The following is a 17,862-nucleotide window of genomic DNA, read 5'->3' on the forward strand; positions in this document are numbered from 1 at the left end:
CGGCTCACTCCAGCACGCTGAACTCGATGCGCTGGTTGCGCGCCCTGCCCGCCTCGGTGGCGTTGCTGAAGAGCGGCTGGCTGCGCCCGTAGCCCTTGGCCTGCAGGCGGTCGGGGGCCACGCCCAGTTCCACCAGGCGCGCCACCACGGCCTCGGCCCGAACGCGGGAGGCCTGCTGGCTGCTTTGCGAATCGTCGCTGTCGTCGGTGTGCCCGCCCACTTCCACGAGGGTGCCCGGCGGCGCCTGGCGGATGGCTTCGGCGGCTTCGGCCAGCACTTCGTCGCTGTCGCGGCTGATGGTGCTCGAGCGGTTGTCGAAGCGAATCCCCAACTGGGTCAGGGCATCGGCCAGTTGCCGGGCGCCGGAGCCCGGCGGCAGGCCGTTGAGGGCGGCCAGGGTGCGGTTCCACAGCCCCAGGAATTCGAAGCCGCCGAAGGTCTCGCGCAATTTCTGCGACAGCTCGATGCGCTGCCCCTGGCTCAGCGCGGTGGAATCCATGCGGATGCGCTCGCCGTTGAAGCCCAGCTTGAGCCCCTCGACCTTCAGTTCCGGCAGCAGCTCCAGCAGGCCGTCGAGCCAGGCCGCGGGGCTGGTTTGCCGCTTGACCAGGATGTCGCCCCGCAGGCGCTCCGCGCCGAAGACCTCCTTCAGCCGCCCCAGCAGCGCCGCGCGCTCGTCGATGCTGGTGAGCTGGCCATTGATGCGCACCTTGCCCTCGCGCAGTTCGAGCATGAAGCGCGGCGCCTCCAGCACCGGGCTGGCCTCGGGCTGCGGAGCCACCTCCACGGCTGCCGCCACCCGCGCCTGGGCCACGGGCGTGGACGAGCAATGGCGAAACGACAGCACCATGGTGAGCAACGACAGCACCAGCAGCGCGCCCAACCAGGGCGCCAGCCCACGCTTCGCCTCCGGTCGCGGCCCGGCCGGCTCGCCGATCGCCTCCGGCCGCAGCGCCGGCAGCAATTCGGCGGTGTCGGCCATCAGCACAGTCAGACCCTCGGCCCCGGCCTGCGCCGCGCCACCGGCAGCGTCCAGCCCGGCCAGCAGCTCCGGCAGGCAGGCGGCGACCGCCTCCTCCAGTCCCTCGTCGGACAGCCCCAGTTGCCGGGCGAAGCGGCCCAGCGTCTCGGCGTCGAACACCTGCTCCAGTTGGGCGCGGTCGGGCGCCTGCGCAGGGGGGCCACCCTGCAGCCAGGCGCCCAGTCCCTGCCGGCGCAGGTGCTGGACGAAACCGGCCCAGCCGCCGCGCTGCTCGTCGAGCACCAGGTGAGCCAGCAGGCCCAGGAGCTTCCCGGCGTTTTCCGGCGCCATGTCGAAGCGGCGGCAGACTTCCTCTAGAAGCGGCCCTACGAAATCGTTTTGCATGATCGAAATAGTCCACAGATGAACGGCCAACCCGCGCACGCCATGGGACGGAGCGCGCTGTCGCTCCGCCTGGCGGAGAAAGGCGGACCATGGCGCGCGCCCTTCCTGCGGGAGGCGCCATCTCAACAAAGGCCCCGGACGGGGCCTATAGGGACAATCCGAATGCACGCAGCGGAGGCCCTGAAAAGGGCGAAAAATGGGGCCGCCGCGCTTTTGGCATCAAAAGACAGGTCGTTGTCATGCCCGGCTATCCCCGCCGAAAACCCCGCGCCGTACCTTTTCCGCAACGCACCAAGCGAACCGCGCACCACCGGAAAAGGAGAATGCGTCATGCGAGGGTATCCCGAGGGACTATTGAAGAACCGCTCCGTCGTCAAGCACGGCAACTACGCCGTCATCTCGCCGGACGGGCGCGTCATAAACAGCATCCCCGGCATCGTCGACTGCTGCATGACGCTGCTGGCCACGCCCAAGGTAGGTGCGAGCTTCGTGCAACTGATCGGCACGCTGGGCCCGCAGGCTCGCACCACCCAGGCCTACGGCGGGCTACCCCACGAGGAAGCCTTCCTCTATCTGCTCGACGGCGAGGCGCAGCTGAAGGTTCGCGTGGGCGACGACAGCACCACCCTGCGCCAGGGCGGATACGCCTACGCGCCACCGGGAACGGGCATCGCTTTCGAGAATGCCAACGGCCAGCCCGGCCGCATCCTGCTCTACAAGCAGCGTTTCATCCCCCACCCGGCCGGCTCGTGCCCATACGCGGTGTTCGCCAATGCCAACGACATCGCCTGGACCGACTACGAAGGCATGGCGAACGTCCATATCAAGGACCTGCTGCCCGTCGAGCCGTGCTTCGACATGAACATGCACATCCTCAGCTTCGACCCGGGCGCCAGCCACAACATCATCGAGACCCACGTCCAGGAACACGGCGCCTACGTCTACGAGGGCCAGGGCTGCTACCTGCTGGACGAGGACTGGTACCTGATCCAGAAGGACGACTTCATCTGGTTCGGCCCGTACTGCAAGCAGGCCGCCTACGGCGTCGGACGCGAGCCGTTCACCTACATCTACTCCAAGGATTGCCACCGCGACGTCGAGGTTTGAGCAATCCCGCGCCGGACGCCACCAGTCCCGCCAACGAGGCCGCCCGGCTTCCCTACGAATCAGCAACGACACAGTAGGAGCATCTCATGGCACTCGATCAGAACTTCAAGACACTGGATATCCGCGACCACCTCGCCGCCACGCAAATGCGAGGCCGGAACATCACTTTCCTGGATGACTTCAGCAGCAACCAGCTCGGCGCGCTCTTCCAGGCTGCGCGGCAGTTGGAGCCCTTCATGCGCACCGGGCTGGACCTGCTGCGGGGCAAGGTGCTCTATACCCTGTTCTTCCAGCCATCGACCCGCACGCGCTGCAGCCACGAGGATGCGATGTTGCGCCTGGGCGGCAGCGTCATCACCGAGTCGGACCCGCTGCACAACTCATCGGCCGCCAAGAACGAAAGCCTGTACGACAGCCTGCGGGTGACCTCGGAATATGCCGACGTGATCGTCATGCGCCATCCCGATGACCGCGAAGCGCTGGAGACGCTGGCCGAGCTGGAGGGCCATGCGTCGCCGGTGATCTCCGGCGGCTATGGGCACGTGACCCACCCCACGCAGGGCCTGCTCGACTGCTACACCTGCTGGCGCGCCTTCGGCGACCTCAGCCGCGTGACGGTGGCCATCGCCACGCCCGACCTGTCGCGGGCCCGCTCCGGGCAGTCGTTCGCCCTGGCGCTGGCGGCGATGGGCGCCAAGATCATCTACACCGGCACCAGCGAACTGCGCACTCCCGCAGTGGTACGCGACAAGCTGGTGCGCATGGGCGCGCAATTCGAGGAGCACTTCGACCTGAGCGAAAGCCAGAACAAGGAGCTGTACATCGAGAGGGACGTGGACCTGATCTATCTGCCCGGCTGCTCGGTCAAGAAGGACGATCCGAACCGCGAAGACTTCGTCAAGACCATGGCCAAGTACTACCTGAGCATGGAAATGCTGCAGGAGATCCGCCAGAAGACCGGCAAGGTGGTTGGCGTACACCACTCACTGCCGCGCAATCCCGGCGAGTTCGACTTCGCCATCGATAACACCGAACACCAGTTGTACTTCCGCGCCATCGGCTTCTCCGTCGCCATCCGCATGGCGCTGCTGTGCGCAGTCGTGGGAGTGAACTGATGATGACGCCCCATGCCCCGCCCCCCATAGACGGGGGACGCCCGAAGTTCCGCATGCCGGACATCTACATCGTGCTGGTGCTGTTCATCCTGGCCGTGGCCGCGCTCACCTACGTGATCCCGGCCGGGCAGTACGAAAGGCAGACCGTGGAAACCTCACGGGGCCAGCAGACGCTGGTGATCGCCGGCACCTACCATCGGATCGAGCAGCAGCCGGTGGGCGTCATGGACCTGGTATCGGCGATCCCCAACGGCCTCAAGCGCGGTGCCGGGGTCGTGTTCCTGACCTTCATGATGGGCGGGTGCATGGGCCTGATCAAACGCGCGGGCCTGATCGACATGGGCGTGCTGCAGTTGAACAGGGCCGTCGGCGACAAAGGCTTCATGGTGATCCCGATCCTGATCGGCATTTTCACCAGCCTGGCGGCCTTCATCGGCACCCCGGAGCTGTCGCTGGCCTACCTGCCGGTGCTGCTGCCGCTGTTCTATCGGCTCGGCTACGACGGCATGACGGCGACGGCCGTGGCCCTGCTCGGCCCCTGCCTGGGCTTCACCTTCGGGCTGACCATTCCCAGCTCCATCGGCGTCGGCCAGCAGATCGCACAGCTGCCGATGTTTTCCGGTTCCGCCTTCCGAGCCCTGGTGCTGCTGGTCGTCCTGCTGGTCGGCATCGCCTATGTGATGCGCTATGCCGCGCGGGTCAAACGCGACCCCGCATCCAGCCTGAGCCTCGAGTCCGACCGGGAAATCCGCGCGAAGATCGCCGAGGAAGAAGGCGAGGATCGAAAGCTGACCTTCAGCGCCCGCCAGAAGCTGGCCGGGATCGCCTGCCTGGCGATGTTCCCGATCGCCATCGCCCTGATCCTGACGCAGAACCTCGGCTTCGAAGCCATCGGCGGCCTGTTCCTGTGCATAGGCGTGATCACTGCGGCGGTGGCGGGCAAGCGGCCGCAGCAGATCTGCGACGACCTCAATGCCGGCATGCGCGACATGATGGTGGCGGCCCTGCTGTGCGGCGTGGCCAGCGCCATCGCGGTCGTCATGGACCAGGGCGTCATCACCGATACGCTGGTGTACTGGCTGGAGAACATGATGCGCTCGGTCCCCCCGGAACTGAGTGCGATCGCCATCTTCTGGGAGCAGTCGCTCTTCAACTTCCTGATCCCCAGCGCGACGGCGCTCACCGTGCTGACCATGCCGATCATTTCCCCGCTGGCCTCGCTGCTCGATATCTCGCAGCAGGCGGTGGTTTCGGCCAATGCCTGGGGCGGCCAGCTCACCGACGTATTCTTCCCCACTTCCGGGTTCTTCGTGGCGACGCTGAGCATCGCCCGTATCGAGTACGGCAAATGGCTGCGGTTCTATACGCCCCTGATGCTGATGCTGGGCGCGATCGCCAGCGCAGCGCTGTATCTGATGCAAAGCCTCTCGCTAGGCCTGTAGGGAGATCCGAGCATGTTCGACACCCTGATCAAGAATGGACTGGTGGTACTCCGGGACGAGGTGAAACGGCTCGACCTGGGCCTGCACGACGGGCGGATCGCCGCCATAGGCACCGAACTGGGCGAGGCGGCGCGGACGATCGACGCCCAGGGCAGCTACGTGCTGCCGGGCATGGTCGATGTGCACATGCACATTTCCGAACCCGGGCGCACCGAATGGGAAGGCTACCGCACCGGTACCCGGGCCATGGCGGCGGGAGGCACGACCTCCTTCGTGGAAATGCCGCTCAACACCCTCCCCGCCACCACCGACCTCGCCGCCCTGGAGATCAAGCTGGCCGCGGCTCGCGGCCAATGCTACGTCGACTACGCAGCGATGGCCGGGCTGGTGCCCTGGAACCTGGCCGACCTCGAGCCGCTGTCCGCGGCCGGCGTCGCGGCCTACAAGTGCTTCGTCGCCACCTGCGGCTCGGACGAGCCGGGCGACTTCAGGAACGTCGACGATTACCAGCTCTACCTCGGCATGCGGACACTGGCGCGTACCGGTGACCTGCTGGTGGTCCACTGCGAGAACGCGGCCATTACCGACGGGCTCGGCCAGCAGGCCAGGGCGCAGGGCAAGACACTGGTGTCCGACTATGTCGCGACGCGGCCGGTGTTCACCGAGGTGGAGGCCGTGCAGCGGGTACTGTTGCTGGCCAGGGAAACCGGCTGCCGTGTGCACATCGCCCATTGCAGCTGCCCGGAAGCCATCGAGGCCGTGCTGCGGGCACAGGCGGAGGGCGTCGATGCGTCCTGCGAGTCCTGCCCGCACTATTTCCTGCTGGCCACCGAGGACCTGGACGCCATAGGCCCCCGCGCGAAATGCTCCCCGCCCATTCGCGACCGCGCGAACCAAGCGCGCCTGTGGCAACTGCTGGAGCAAGGGCGGATCGCCATCCTGGGTTCGGACCATTCGCCTTGTACGCCGCAGCTCAAGGCATCGCCCAACGCCTTCGATGCCTGGGGAGGCATCAGCGGTTGCCAGAACAGCGTGGATGCGATGTTCGACGCGGCCGTTCTGAAACGCAGCATCAGCCCGACGATCCTGATGAACGCGCTGGCGACCGAACCGGCACGGCGCTTCCGCCTGCCGGCGAAAGGGGAAATCGCCCTGGGCAAGGATGCCGACATCGCCATTCTCGACCCTTGCCAGAGCTATACCGTCACGGCTGCGCAGTTGCACTACAAGAACCGCATGAGCGCCTACGAGGGCATGCGGATCGGTTGCCGCATCACCCACACGCTGGTGCGCGGCCATCTGGTGTACCAGGCCGACACGGGCATCCAGGGCGAGCCCATCGGCGAACCGATGCGTGTCTGCAAATACTGAACACAGGGGGCAAGACATGAGAATCGTGATCGCACTGGGCGGCAACGCCCTGCTCAAGCGCGGCGAACCGATGACCTCGGAGAACCAGCGGCAGAACGTCCGCGCGGCCTGCGAGCAGATCGCCAGGGCCTATGAGGGCAACCAGTTGATCGTCACCCACGGCAACGGCCCGCAGGTCGGCCTGATGGCGCTGCAAAGCAACGCCTACAAGGACGTGCCCATGTACCCGCTGGACGTGCTGGGAGCCGAATCGGTGGGCATGATCGGCTACATGATCCAGCAGGAGCTGGCCAACTTCGTGCCCAGGAGCGCCTCGCTGGCGACCATACTGACGCAAACCGAGGTGGCGCCCGACGACCCGGCCTTCCAGTGCCCCAGCAAGCCGGTCGGCCCGGTATACGAGCGGGAAGAGGCCGAATGGATCGCCACCGAGAAGGGCTGGACGATGGCCCGCGACAACGGCCACTACCGGCGCGTGGTCCCCAGCCCGCGCCCTGTAAGAATATTCGGTCTGACCCCGCTGAAACTGCTCATTGAGCATGGTTGCATCGTGATCTGCGCGGGCGGAGGGGGCATTCCGGCCTACTATGACGCCCAAGGCATGCTGTGCGGAGCCGAAGCGGTGATCGACAAGGACCTGGCCACGGCGCTCCTGGCGCAGTCGGTCCAGGCCGATCTGCTGGTCATAGCCACCGATGTCGATGGTGTCTACGTCGATTGGGACAAACCCACGCGGCGACGGATCACCGCTGCCGACCCCGACTCGATCCTGCAGTTCGAATTCGCCGCGGGCTCCATGGGCCCCAAGGTGCAGGCAGCGGTGGACTTCGCCCGCGCCACGGGATGCCCGGCGGTCATCGGCGCGCTGCAGGACATCGAACGGATCATCGCCGGGCAGGCCGGCACGCGTATTTCGACGCAAGCCTCGGGTGCGACCTACGCAGCGGCCTGAGGCGCCCGGGATGCCCTTTCCCATGTACAGGGGCATGTGACAAATGTCAGAAGCAGCAGTCACCAACGAGAGGAAACCAGGCGACGGGGGTCGCCTTGGCGTCAGAACCTCGGTGCTTTCCAGCCTGGTTCGATCGGTCTGCCAGACGCTCAGGGGATACGACGTGGACCCGATCGCGCTGATGGAGGCGGCCGGGCTGGAGGTCCGGCTGCTGAACGTCCCCGCGGCGCGCTATGACGGAGAGGCGGTCAAGTGGTTCTGGCGCCTCGCCATCCGCGCCAGCGCAGACCCATTGCTTGGCCTGCGGGTAGGCAAGGAGGTGCAGGCTCCCGCGCTCCATTCCCTGGGGCTGGCCCTGATGGCCAGCGGCTCGCTGGCCCAGTTGCTGGAACTGTTCGCGAACTACAGCAGGCTCGTCTGCACCTCATTGAGCATCGAACTGCAGCACGAGCGCCGGCGCACGCGGGTGATACTGCACACCGACGAGGACGACATACGCCAGCGCCCGCTCAGCCTGGCGATGCTGGCCTTCATCAGCCGCCAGGCCTGTTCCCTCGCCCAACATCCGGTGGTGCCGCTGGGTGTCACCTCGGTCATGGCGGCCGGACCGCAGGCCCGGGCCCTGGATGCGTACTTCGGAACGGAGGTATGCCTGGGCGCGGAGTGCGACTCCATCACCTTCCACTACGAGAACGTGATCGAGCCCTATGCCGGCGGCAATCCCCAACTGGTCCAGGTCAATGAAGAGCTGATCAACGGCTACCTGTCGCACTTTCGCGAGAATGACGTGTTCAACCGGGTGCGCGCCCACATTCAACGCATGCTTTCCGCGGGCGAGCCGCCCCTGTGCCAGGTGGCACGGGTCATGAACCTGTCGCCCAGGACGTTGCAGCGTCGGCTCGACGATGCCGGCTGCTGCTACAAGCAACTGGTGGACAACGGCCGCAAGGAAATGGCCTACGACCTGCTGGCGCACAGCGAGACCAGCGTCACCGAGATCAGCTTCCTGCTGGGCTTTTCCGATCCCAGCAACTTCAACCGCGCCTGCCACCGCTGGTTCGGCTGCAGCCCGCAGCAATTCCGCCAGCGAATGCTGTGCGTGACCGTCTAGCGGGCGTCACCACGATTGGCGTCCAAAGCCAGGCGCTTGTCAGCGAGCGACAGGTGGATGGACCGGCAAGAGCCATAGACTGGGCCACACAAGCATACGGGGTGCTCGCTCGCCCCAGCATGGAGGTAGTGCCGCAATGACCCAGCACGACTCGCAGCACCGCGCACACTCGCCCGATTCCGATCCATCCCGGCCGCCGAGCGACACGGACACCTCCCTGGCCAACGAGGACCTGTTGCCGACGAAGCAGACCTGGAACTGGTACAACATCTTCGCCTTCTGGATGTCCGACGTGCACAGCGTGGGCGGCTACGTTTTCGCCGGCACCCTGTTCACGCTGGGCCTGCAGTCCTGGCAAATCTTCCTGGTGCTGGTGGGCGGAATATGCATCGTCATGCTGCTCGCCAACCTGATAGCCGAACCCAGCCAGAAGAGCGGCGTGCCCTTCCCGGTGATCGCGCGGCTTTCCTTCGGCGTCTACGGGGCCAATATCCCCGCGCTGATCCGCGGCATCATCGCCATCGTCTGGTACGGCATCCAGACCTACCTGGCATCGGTGGCGTTGAGCATCATCCTGCTGCGCGTCTTCCCCGGGCTGGCGGTGCTGACCGAGCACAGCTTCCTGAACCTGTCCTACCTGGGCTGGATCGGCTTCCTGAGCATGTGGGCGCTGCAGACCGCCCTGTTCCTGATGAAGATGGATGCCATCAAGGTGTTCATGGACTGGGCGGGGCCCGCCGTCTACCTGGTGATGTTCATGCTGATGGGCTGGATCGTCTACCAGGCGGGCTGGAGCGAGATCAGCCTGTCCCTGTCCGAAAAGACCCTGACGCCCCTCGAGACACTGGGGCAGGCCCTGGTGGGCACCTCGCTCATCGTGGCCTACTTCGCCGGGCCGACGCTGAACTTCGGAGACTTCTCACGCTATTGCCGGTCGATGAAGGATGTGCGGCGCGGCAACTTCTGGGGGCTGCCGGTCAACTTCACGGTGTTTTCGCTGATCTCGGTCGTGATCATCTCGGGCACCCCGGCGGTCTTCGGCCGGATGATCGAAGACCCGATGGAAACCATCGGCCTGATCGACAACACCACCATGGTGGTACTGCTGGCGTTCACCTTCGTCACGGCGACAGTGGGGGTGAACATCGTGGCCAACTTCGTCTCCGCCGCCTTCGATGTCTCCAACGTCGCGCCGGATCGAATCAGTTGGCGTGGCGCAGGCCTGATAGCCGCCGTGGCCTCGGCGCTCCTGACGCCCTGGAACCTGTACGACTCGCCGGCGATCATCCACTACACCATCGACATGCTGGCGGCTTTCATTGGCCCGCTGTACGGGATTCTGATCGTCGACTACAGGCTGGTCCAGCATCGAAAGATCGATGTCGCCGACCTGTTCAGCAACGCTCCCGGGGGGCGCTACTGGTACTGCGGGGGCGTCAACCCCGTCGCGCTCAAGGCGCTGGTGCCGGCAGCGTCGCTCGGCATTCTCTGCGTTACCCTCCCTGCCCTGAACCTGCTGGCGAACTTCTCGTTCTTCGTCGGCATGTCAACCAGCGGCCTGCTGTACTACTGGCTCGCCCGTGGCCGCGCCGCTGCCGGTGCGCCGGCGAGCGGGGCTCCGGTGGATAGATGATGGGGGCGCCGGGGAAGCCGGCGCTATCAGAGCAAATCCCCCCCGGCGGACCCAATAAGGGCAATCCGAATTCGCTGCCCGGCGCCGGCATTGCCCGGGGGCGAGGAAACGTCTCACCGGCGCCCGCGCCTGCGCCTTATTCCACCGGCCGGGCAAGCCTTGCCAAGCTGGCCGGAACACTTCGCCAAGGCGCTATCGCAGGACCTCCCCATGCCGCACCTCCCACCGATGACCACCAGCCATGGAGGGCTGCGGCTGCGCTCGGGCAGCATCCTCGCCCTGCTGCTGGTGCTGCTGGCGAGCCTGGCGCCCAGCAGCCAGGGCCAGAGCCAGGGCGGGCAGCGGACGGCGAAGGTCGAGGTGGAAAGCTTCGTGCGCCGGCTGTACGGCGACGAAGGCCCCGGGGCGCTGTCCGGCGATATCGGCGAGGCGCGCGCCCGGCGCTGGCTGAGCCCGGCGCTGGCGCGGGCGCTGAAGGCCTACCGCGCCGCCCGCCACGAAGGCGCGGGGCTGCTGGAGAACGACCCGCTCTGCGTCTGCCGGCGTTCGCCTGGCCTGGAACTGGAGCAACTGCACGTCAGCCTGGCCGGCGAGGGCCGGGCCACGGCCAGGGTGATCCTGGTGCACGAGCAGTGGCGCCGCGGCGTGCTGCTGCGCCTGGTCAGGCGCGGGGGAGCCTGGCGCCTGGACGACCTCGCGCAACCGGCCATGCCCAGCCTGCGCCAGGCGCTGGAGCGGGAAACGCGGGGCAGCGAGCCGGCGCCTGCGGATAAGCGAGGGGACGGAAACGCAAAAAGGCTGCCCTGAGGCAGCCTTTTTGTGTGGATCACCGCGAAGGCGATCCGAATTGGAGCGGGAAACGAGACTCGAACTCGCGACCCCGACCTTGGCAAGGTCGTGCTCTACCAACTGAGCTATTCCCGCATCAACTTGTTGCAACCTCCAGCTTTCGGCCGGAGGGTAACGCCATTTCGCTTTCCGTTCACCGCCGGGGCGATGATCGGGAATCTGGAGCGGGAAACGAGACTCGAACTCGCGACCCCGACCTTGGCAAGGTCGTGCTCTACCAACTGAGCTATTCCCGCACTGGCGTCCCCTAGGGGACTCGAACCCCTGTTACCGCCGTGAAAGGGCGGTGTCCTAGGCCACTAGACGAAGGGGACGCGGCCCGGAACTTACAACATTCTTTCCGGCTTCTTCGCTCTGCCTTTCGGCTTTCGCGTCGAAGTGGCGCGCATTCTATGGAGCCTTTGGAGGGGCGTCAACCCTTCCGGAAAAATTTTTTTAAATCAAAGACTTCTGGTCAAATTTTGCGCCGCCGCTATGACCGGTGTCAGCGAGCCATTACACTCGGGAAAAATCCTTCAGGGAGTTTCCAAGGTGTCGCCACTCGTCATCACCGCCCTGGTCGTCGCCGGCATCGTCATTCTGATCGCCATCGTCTTCATCAACCAGCAGCTGGAAAACCGCAAGCTGGAGAAGGCCCGGGAGAAAGCCGACCTGCAGGATCGCTTCCGCCGCTGCGGCGCCATCGCCGAGAGCCTGCCCGGCCAGTTCATCTCCGCGGACCTCAAGCTGCTGCTCAGCCGTTTCGAACTCGCCCTGGGCGAACGCCTGCTCAAGCTGGAAAAGACGCCCCAGGTCGCCGAGCGCGTCGCCGAACTCAACCGTCTGGTAAGCCAGGGCAGCGCCATGGAAGTGCGCAACGCCCCGCAGCTGATCCTCACCGAAGCCAAGGCCAAGGAAGTCCGCTTCCTTTTCGAGGGCCTGCACGCCCAGATCAACCGCTTCGCCCAGGACGGCCTGCTGTCGCGCAACGACGCCCAGCGCTGGCTGAAGGAAATCCGCCACCTGCTCACCCAGCTGCATATAGAGTTCTTCACCAACATCGGCCAGCAGGCGCTGCAGCAGGGCCAGCCCCGCCAGGCCCGCCTGGCCTTCGAGCGCGGCGTGCAGTACCTGCAGAAGCAGGCCGACCTCGGCCGCTACCAGGCCCAGCTGAAGCAACTGGAACAACAGCTCGAACGCGCCAACGCCCTGGTCCTGGAAAGCAGCAAGCCCTCCGCCGAGGAAAACACCGAGCTGACCGAAGGCCTGAAGGCGCTGGACGAAGACGACATCTGGAAGAAGAAGAATCTCTACGACTGAGGAGACCCGCATGAGCCTGACCCTCTACGGCGCCGCCCTATCCCCCTTCGTCCGCAAGGTCCGCCTGTGCCTGGCGGAGAAGGGCCTGGACTACCAGCTGGAGAACGTCGACCCGTTCAACCAGCCGGACTGGTACGCCGACCTCAACCCGCTGCGACGCATCCCTGCCCTGCGCGACGGCGACGTCACCCTGGCCGACTCCAGCGTCATCTGCCACTACCTGGACGACCGCGATCCCCAGGCCACGCCCCTGTGCGGCGGCAACGCCCTGGCCCGCGCGCGGATCAACTGGCTGGAAAAATACGCCGACTACGAAGTGGCGCCCCTGGCCACCTTCACCGTGTTCCGCAACCGCCTGCTCAAGCCGCTGCTGGGCAAGCCGTGCGACGAGGCGGCGGTGGAAGCCGCGCTGCAGGAGAAACTGCCGCCGCACTTCGACTACCTGGAAGGCTGCCTGGGCGAAGCCGAGTATTTCGTCGACGACCGCTTCAGCCTGGCGGACATCGCCGTGGCCAGCCAACTGGTGAACATGCGCCACGGCGGGGAAGTATTGGATGCCGGGCGCTGGCCGCGTCTGGCCGCGCACTTCCAGCGCATGCTGCAGCGCCCTGCCCTGCAGGCGCTTCTCGAGGGTGAACAGCGGGTCGTCGAGAAGATCCGCGCACGCATCGCCCAGGCGCCGGCCTGAATAGAAAGACGCCGTCGGTCGAGGCACGGCGTACATCCCCCGTAGGAGCGGACCTTGTCCGCGATAGCCGGAGGTATCGGCGCGGTTCGCGGATGAGATCCTACGCCGCCACACCCGCGCCATTCCCTTGTAGGAGCGCGCCCTGCGCGCGATTTCGCGGGCAGGGCCCGCTCCTACAGGTGCGGGGAAACGCCGTGCCTCACGGAGCGCATAGGGGCACGGAATCGAGCGAGCAGGCCTGCGGCCCCCTCACCCTAACCCTCTCCCGGAGGGAGAGGGGACCGTTCGGCGTGCGTTGGTGTTTCGGCGTTAGCCGGCTAGCACAGGGATCGCCGGCTGAAACCAGGTCTCCTTTCGGCACGGACTAGCTCCCTCTCCCTCCAGGAGAGGACCGTTCGGAGTACATGGATGTTTCGGCGTTAGCCGGCTAGCACAGGGATCGCCGGCTGAAACCAGGCCTTCTCTCGGCACGGACTAGCTCCTTCCCTCGGGAGAGGACCGTTCGGCGTGCATTGGTGTTTCGGCGTCAGCCGGCAAGCACAGGGATCGCCGGCTGAAACCAGGCCTTCTTTCGGCACGGACTGGCTCCCTCTCCCTCCGGGAGAGGACCGTTCGGAGTGCGTTGGTGTTTCGGCGTCAGCCGGCTAGCACAGGGATCGCCGGCTGAAACCAGGCCTTCTCTCGGCACGGACTGGCTCCCTCTCCCTCCGGGAGAGGGCTGGGGTGAGGGGAAAGCCCGAGCGCCGATGCCATTCCCCTGCGCGCGATTTCGCGGGCAGGGCCCGCTCTACAGGTGCGGGGGAAATGCCGTGCCTCACGAAGCGCATAGGGGCACGGAATCGAGCGAGCAGGCCTGCGGCCCCCTCACCCTAACCCTCTCCCGAAGGGAGAGGGGACCGTTCGGCGTGCTCGGGGAGATTGGAGTTAGCCGGAGAGTAAGGATTCTCCGGCTGAAACCTCACTCCCAACCGGCACGTACTGCCCCCTCTCCCTCCGGGAGAGGGCTGGGGTGAGGGGAAAGCCCGAGCGCCGATGCCATTCCCCTGCGCGCGATTTCGCGGGCAGGGCCCGCTCCTACAATTCGTGCCTCAGCAATCGGTCAGGCGCAGGAAGATCTCGGCCAGGCGCTCGATGCTGGCCTGGTCCTCGGCGCTGAAGCGGCCGACGCTCGGGCTGTCCAGGTCGAGCACGCCGATCAGCCGGCCGTCCTTGACCAGGGGCACCACCAACTCACTGTTGGAGGCGCTGTCGCAGGCGATGTGCCCAGGGAAGGCGTGCACGTCTTCCACCCGCTGCGTCTGGCGGGTGCGCGCCGCGGCGCCGCACACGCCCTTGGCGAAGGGAATACGCACGCAGGCCACCTTGCCCTGGAACGGGCCCAGCACCAGTTCCTCGTCCTTGTTCAGGTAGAAGCCGGCCCAGTTCAGGTCGCCCAGCTCATGGAACAGCAGGGCGGCGAACTGCGAGGCGTTGGCGATGAAGTCGCGCTCGTCGGCGAACAGCGCTTCGGCCTGCGCCGCCAGCAGCGCGTAGCCACCCAGCCCGGCGCCGGTCTGTTGCAGGTCGATCATGGTTCTTCTCCTTCGAGCAATTGACGGCCCACCCACTGGCGGGCGAATTGATAGGCGCAGCGGCCGTTGCGGTTGCCGCGCCCGAGGGCCCAGCGGATGGCTTCCTTCTCCAGCGGCTCGTCCCAGGTGAAGGCCAGCCCCGAACGACCGGCCAGCACTTCCACCCAGTGCCGCACCACGTCCAGGAAGTGCTCCTGGGTGAAGGGGTAGAACGACAGCCACAGGCCGAAACGGTCGGACAGGGCAATCTTGTCCTCCACCGCCTCGCTGGGGTGCAGCTCGCCGTCGACCATCTTCCAGTTCTCGTTGTCGCTCTGCTTCTCCGAGACCAGGTGGCGGCGGTTCGAGGTGGCGTACAGCAGGACGTTGTCCGGGGCCTGCTCCAGCGAGCCGTCGAGCACGCTCTTGAGCACCCGGTAGTCGCCCTCGCCGGCGTCGAACGACAGGTCGTCGCAGAACAGCACGAAGCGCTGCGGCAGGCCGTGCAACTGCTCCACCACCCGCGGCAGGTCGGCCAGGTGGTCGCGCTCGATCTCGATCAGGCGCAGGCCGTCGCCGGCCAGCTCGGCCAGCAGCGCACGCACCAGCGAGGACTTGCCGGTCCCCCGGGCACCCCACAGCAAAGCATGGTTGGCCGGCCTGCCGGCGACGAACTGGCGGGTGTTGCGGGCCAGCTGTTCGCGCTGCTTGTCGACGCCGAGCAGGTCGTCCAGGCGCAGGTCGAGGCTCACCTGCAGCGCCTGCAGGTAGCCGCTGCGGCCATCGCGGTGCCAGCGGGCGGCCAGGCAGCGCTGCCAGTCGATGGGCTCGCGCAGCGCCGGGAGCAACGGCTCCAGCCGGGCCAGCACGCTTTCGGCGCGGGCCAGGAAATCATTCAGACGGGAATCCACGGCTTTCTCCCTGGGATCTTCAGCGTAGCGACGCTGTCGTTCGGTCATGTCACATGGATGGCATCGCCTCTGCCGACAGCCTGCCGGCTTGGGCTATGCTACGCGCCTGGAAAGCATTCTCGAGGCGAAGTACCGCACCTCATGGATATTGCGCTCACCCATCGCCTCTCGTTCAAGCAGGCCAGCCTGACGGTGCTGGTCGCCTTCATCCTCGGCACCCTGCTCAGCCTCATCCAGGTGGGCGTCGATTATGCCAGCCAGGACGCCTCCATCAACCGCGAAGTACGCGCCCTGCTGGACGTCAGCCACAACCCGGCGGCGCGCATCGCCTACAACATCGACGCCGAACTGGCCCAGGAACTGGTGGTGGGCCTGCTGCGCTCGCCGGCGGTGATCCGCGCGGAAATCATCGACAGCGCCGACGTCGCCCTGGCCAGCGCCGGCCGGCCACCGGCGGAGAGCCGCCTGCGCCCGCTCAGCGACTTCCTCTTCGGGCACATGCGCGTCTACGAGGAGCCGCTATATATAGAGCACCAGCCCAAGGAATCCCTCGGCGTGCTGCGCCTGGAGATCGACACCTTCGTCTTCGGCAACGACTTCCTGCGCCGCGCCGGCATGACGCTGATCTCCGGCTTCGTCCGCAGCCTGCTGCTGTCGCTGATCCTCCTGGTGCTGTTCTACGGCCTGCTGACCAAGCCGCTGGTGAGCCTGATCGAGGTGCTCGCCCGCCACGACCCGCGCTCGCCCACGCGCCTGCGCCTGCCCTGCCCCCAGGGCCACGAGCGCGACGAGATCGGCGTGCTGGTGGAGGTGACCAACCGCCAGCTCAGCCACATCGCCGTGGAGATGGAGCAGCGCCGCGAGGCCGAGGACCGCCTGACCCGCTACCTGGCCGAGCTGGAGAACATAGTGGCGGCGCGCACCGCCGAGCTGAAGGCGGCCAACGCCCGCCTGACGCAATCCAACCAGCAACTGGAGCGCGCCCGCCTCAACGCCCTGGACATGGCCCAGGCCCGCGCCACCTTCCTGGCCAACATGAGCCACGAGATCCGCACCCCGCTCAACGGCCTGCTGGGCATGCTCGGCCTGGCCCTGGACGGCCCGCTGAGCCCGGAACAGCGTCAGCAGCTGTCCATCGCCCACGACTCGGGCAAGGTGCTGGTGGACCTGCTCAACGACGTGCTCGACCTGTCCAAGTTCGAGTCCGGCCAGCTGGAGCTGGAGAAGATTCCCTTCGACCTCGCCACCCTGGTGGAGGACACCGCCAGCCTGCTGTCGCAGAACGCCGCCCCGGCGGTGGAGCTGACCTGCCTGGTCAGCCCCGACCTGCCGGCGCAGCTGGAAGGCGACCCGACGCGGGTGCGGCAGATCGTCAGCAACCTGCTCTCCAACGCCCTCAAGTTCACCCGCCTGGGCCGCGTCGACCTGCGCGTCGAGCCCTGGGAGGACGGCGTGCGCATCAGCGTCCGCGACACCGGCATCGGCATCGCCGCCGACGCCCTGCAGCGCATCTTCCAGCCCTTCACCCAGGCGGATGCCGGCATCACCCGCCAGTTCGGCGGCACCGGCCTGGGCCTGGCGCTGACGCGCAAGCTCTGCGAGGCCATGCAAGGCGAGCTGAGCGTCAGCTCGCAACCGGGCCTGGGCAGCGAGTTCGCCGCGACCCTGCCGCTGCCCGCCCTGGACCCCGCGCAGGCGCTGGAGCCCCTGAGCGGCAAGGTGGTGGCGCAGTGCCCGGCCGGCAGCGGCCTGGCCGAACTGCTGCAGACCTGGCTGCCGCGCTGGGGCCTGGACTACCGGCGCCTGGACATCGACGCCAGCCTGCTGGGCGTGGAGCTGGACGTGCTGGTGTCCGACTGCCCGGACTGCCTGGTCGGCCTGCGCCAGCACCTCAAGGACCGCCCGGTGCTGCTGGTCACCGCCTACGGCAGCTTCCTCGAGGCCGAACTGGCGCAGCAGTTGGCGCCCCTGCGCCAGTTGGCCCGCCCGCTCAGCCGCGCCACCCTGCACCAGGCCCTGCAGCAGGCCCTCCGCCGCCCGGCCATACAGCCCCAGCGGCAGTTGCCGGGCGAGGCCCCGGAGCAGTTCGCCGCGCGCGTGCTGCTGGTGGAAGACAACCCGGTCAACCAACTGGTGGCCCGGGGCCTGTTGCAGAAGCTCGGCTGCCGGGTGCGGGTCGCCGCCGATGGCCAGGAGGCCCTGGATGCCCTGGCCGAGGAAGACTTCGAGCTGGTGCTGATGGACTGCAACATGCCGGTGATGGACGGCTACGAGGCGACCCGCCGGATTCGCCAGGCGCCGCGCTGGAAGGATCTGCCGGTGATCGCCCTGACCGCCAACGCCTTGCCCGACGAGCGCGAGCGCTGCCGCCTGGCCGGCATGGACGACTACCTGGCCAAGCCCTTCCACCGCGATGAGATGGCGGCGATGCTGGAGCGCTGGGCGCAGCCCCGGCTGGATGCCTGAGG

The 17,862-nt window shown here is 66.9% G+C and carries 14 protein-coding genes and 3 tRNA genes; 11 read left to right on the plus strand and 6 right to left on the minus strand.

Annotated features, from left to right (window positions below):
- Positions 1 to 4: 4 nt before the first annotated feature.
- Positions 5 to 1,366 carry an OmpA family protein gene (locus FG99_RS02625; RefSeq protein ID WP_141766175.1) on the minus strand — a complete coding sequence of 454 codons (1,362 nt, stop codon included), beginning with the start codon at positions 1,364 to 1,366 and terminating at the stop codon, positions 5 to 7.
- Positions 1,367 to 1,696: 330 nt separating this feature from the next.
- Here FG99_RS02625 and allE point away from each other — a divergent pair, with 330 nt between their 5' ends.
- The 8 genes from allE (at position 1,697) to FG99_RS02665 (ending at position 10,904) form a co-directional block, all read left to right on the plus strand.
- The gene (allE, locus tag FG99_RS02630; protein ID WP_009618917.1) at positions 1,697 to 2,473 is read left to right on the plus strand and encodes a (S)-ureidoglycine aminohydrolase; all 777 of its coding nucleotides are present in this window, start codon (positions 1,697 to 1,699) and stop codon (positions 2,471 to 2,473) included.
- An 86-nt stretch (positions 2,474 to 2,559) separates the two neighbouring features.
- A complete protein-coding gene (locus FG99_RS02635; RefSeq protein WP_043267125.1) occupies positions 2,560 to 3,588 on the plus strand; it encodes an aspartate/ornithine carbamoyltransferase family protein in 1,029 nt (342 codons plus the stop codon).
- A gap of 53 nt (positions 3,589 to 3,641) precedes the next feature.
- Positions 3,642 to 5,030, plus strand: coding sequence for a YfcC family protein (locus FG99_RS02640; protein ID WP_202964461.1), 1,389 nt, complete (start codon positions 3,642 to 3,644; stop codon positions 5,028 to 5,030).
- Positions 5,031 to 5,042: 12 nt separating this feature from the next.
- Complete coding sequence (gene allB, locus FG99_RS02645; protein ID WP_043267127.1) at positions 5,043 to 6,401, plus strand: allantoinase AllB; 1,359 nt, start codon at positions 5,043 to 5,045, stop codon at positions 6,399 to 6,401.
- 16 nt (positions 6,402 to 6,417) lie between these two features.
- Complete coding sequence (arcC, locus tag FG99_RS02650) at positions 6,418 to 7,353, plus strand: carbamate kinase (protein WP_043267129.1); 936 nt, start codon at positions 6,418 to 6,420, stop codon at positions 7,351 to 7,353.
- Between the two features lie 163 nt (positions 7,354 to 7,516).
- Positions 7,517 to 8,464: an AraC family transcriptional regulator gene (locus tag FG99_RS02655; protein WP_051878413.1), complete on the plus strand. Its 948-nt coding sequence runs from the start codon at positions 7,517 to 7,519 to the stop codon at positions 8,462 to 8,464.
- 136 nt (positions 8,465 to 8,600) lie between these two features.
- Entirely contained in the window at positions 8,601 to 10,097 is a 1,497-nt protein-coding gene (locus FG99_RS02660; protein WP_256204826.1) for an NCS1 family nucleobase:cation symporter-1, read from the plus strand.
- A gap of 210 nt (positions 10,098 to 10,307) precedes the next feature.
- Entirely contained in the window at positions 10,308 to 10,904 is a 597-nt protein-coding gene (locus FG99_RS02665) for a hypothetical protein (RefSeq protein WP_009618910.1), read from the plus strand.
- A 41-nt stretch (positions 10,905 to 10,945) separates the two neighbouring features.
- Here the strand turns inward: FG99_RS02665 and FG99_RS02670 are convergent.
- From FG99_RS02670 to FG99_RS02680, 3 genes are all read right to left on the minus strand, one after another.
- Positions 10,946 to 11,021 (minus strand) — tRNA-Gly (locus tag FG99_RS02670).
- A gap of 85 nt (positions 11,022 to 11,106) precedes the next feature.
- A tRNA-Gly gene (locus FG99_RS02675) sits at positions 11,107 to 11,182 on the minus strand.
- Positions 11,183 to 11,184: 2 nt separating this feature from the next.
- A tRNA-Glu gene (locus tag FG99_RS02680) sits at positions 11,185 to 11,260 on the minus strand.
- Between the two features lie 217 nt (positions 11,261 to 11,477).
- Between FG99_RS02680 and FG99_RS02685 the strand changes: the two genes are divergently transcribed.
- Together FG99_RS02685 and FG99_RS02690 are read left to right on the plus strand one after the other, a co-directional pair.
- Positions 11,478 to 12,245, plus strand: coding sequence for a hypothetical protein (locus tag FG99_RS02685; protein ID WP_009618909.1), 768 nt, complete (start codon positions 11,478 to 11,480; stop codon positions 12,243 to 12,245).
- Between the two features lie 10 nt (positions 12,246 to 12,255).
- Positions 12,256 to 12,933 carry a glutathione S-transferase family protein gene (locus tag FG99_RS02690; RefSeq protein ID WP_043267134.1) on the plus strand — a complete coding sequence of 226 codons (678 nt, stop codon included), beginning with the start codon at positions 12,256 to 12,258 and terminating at the stop codon, positions 12,931 to 12,933.
- Between the two features lie 1,088 nt (positions 12,934 to 14,021).
- Here the strand turns inward: FG99_RS02690 and FG99_RS02695 are convergent.
- Positions 14,022 to 14,504 carry a GAF domain-containing protein gene (locus FG99_RS02695; RefSeq protein WP_043267136.1) on the minus strand — a complete coding sequence of 161 codons (483 nt, stop codon included), beginning with the start codon at positions 14,502 to 14,504 and terminating at the stop codon, positions 14,022 to 14,024.
- A complete protein-coding gene (locus tag FG99_RS02700; protein ID WP_009623402.1) occupies positions 14,501 to 15,394 on the minus strand; it encodes an ATP-binding protein in 894 nt (297 codons plus the stop codon). Before FG99_RS02700 ends, FG99_RS02695 begins: the two co-directional genes overlap by 4 nt.
- A gap of 141 nt (positions 15,395 to 15,535) precedes the next feature.
- On the opposite strand from FG99_RS02700, the gene FG99_RS02705 reads away from it, so the two are divergent.
- On the plus strand, positions 15,536 to 17,860 hold the full coding sequence (locus FG99_RS02705; protein WP_043267139.1) for a hybrid sensor histidine kinase/response regulator: 2,325 nt from the start codon (positions 15,536 to 15,538) through the stop codon (positions 17,858 to 17,860).
- Positions 17,861 to 17,862: the final 2 nt, after the last annotated feature.

This window comes from Pseudomonas sp. AAC (assembly GCF_000725445.1).
Classification (GTDB): domain Bacteria; phylum Pseudomonadota; class Gammaproteobacteria; order Pseudomonadales; family Pseudomonadaceae; genus Pseudomonas; species Pseudomonas citronellolis.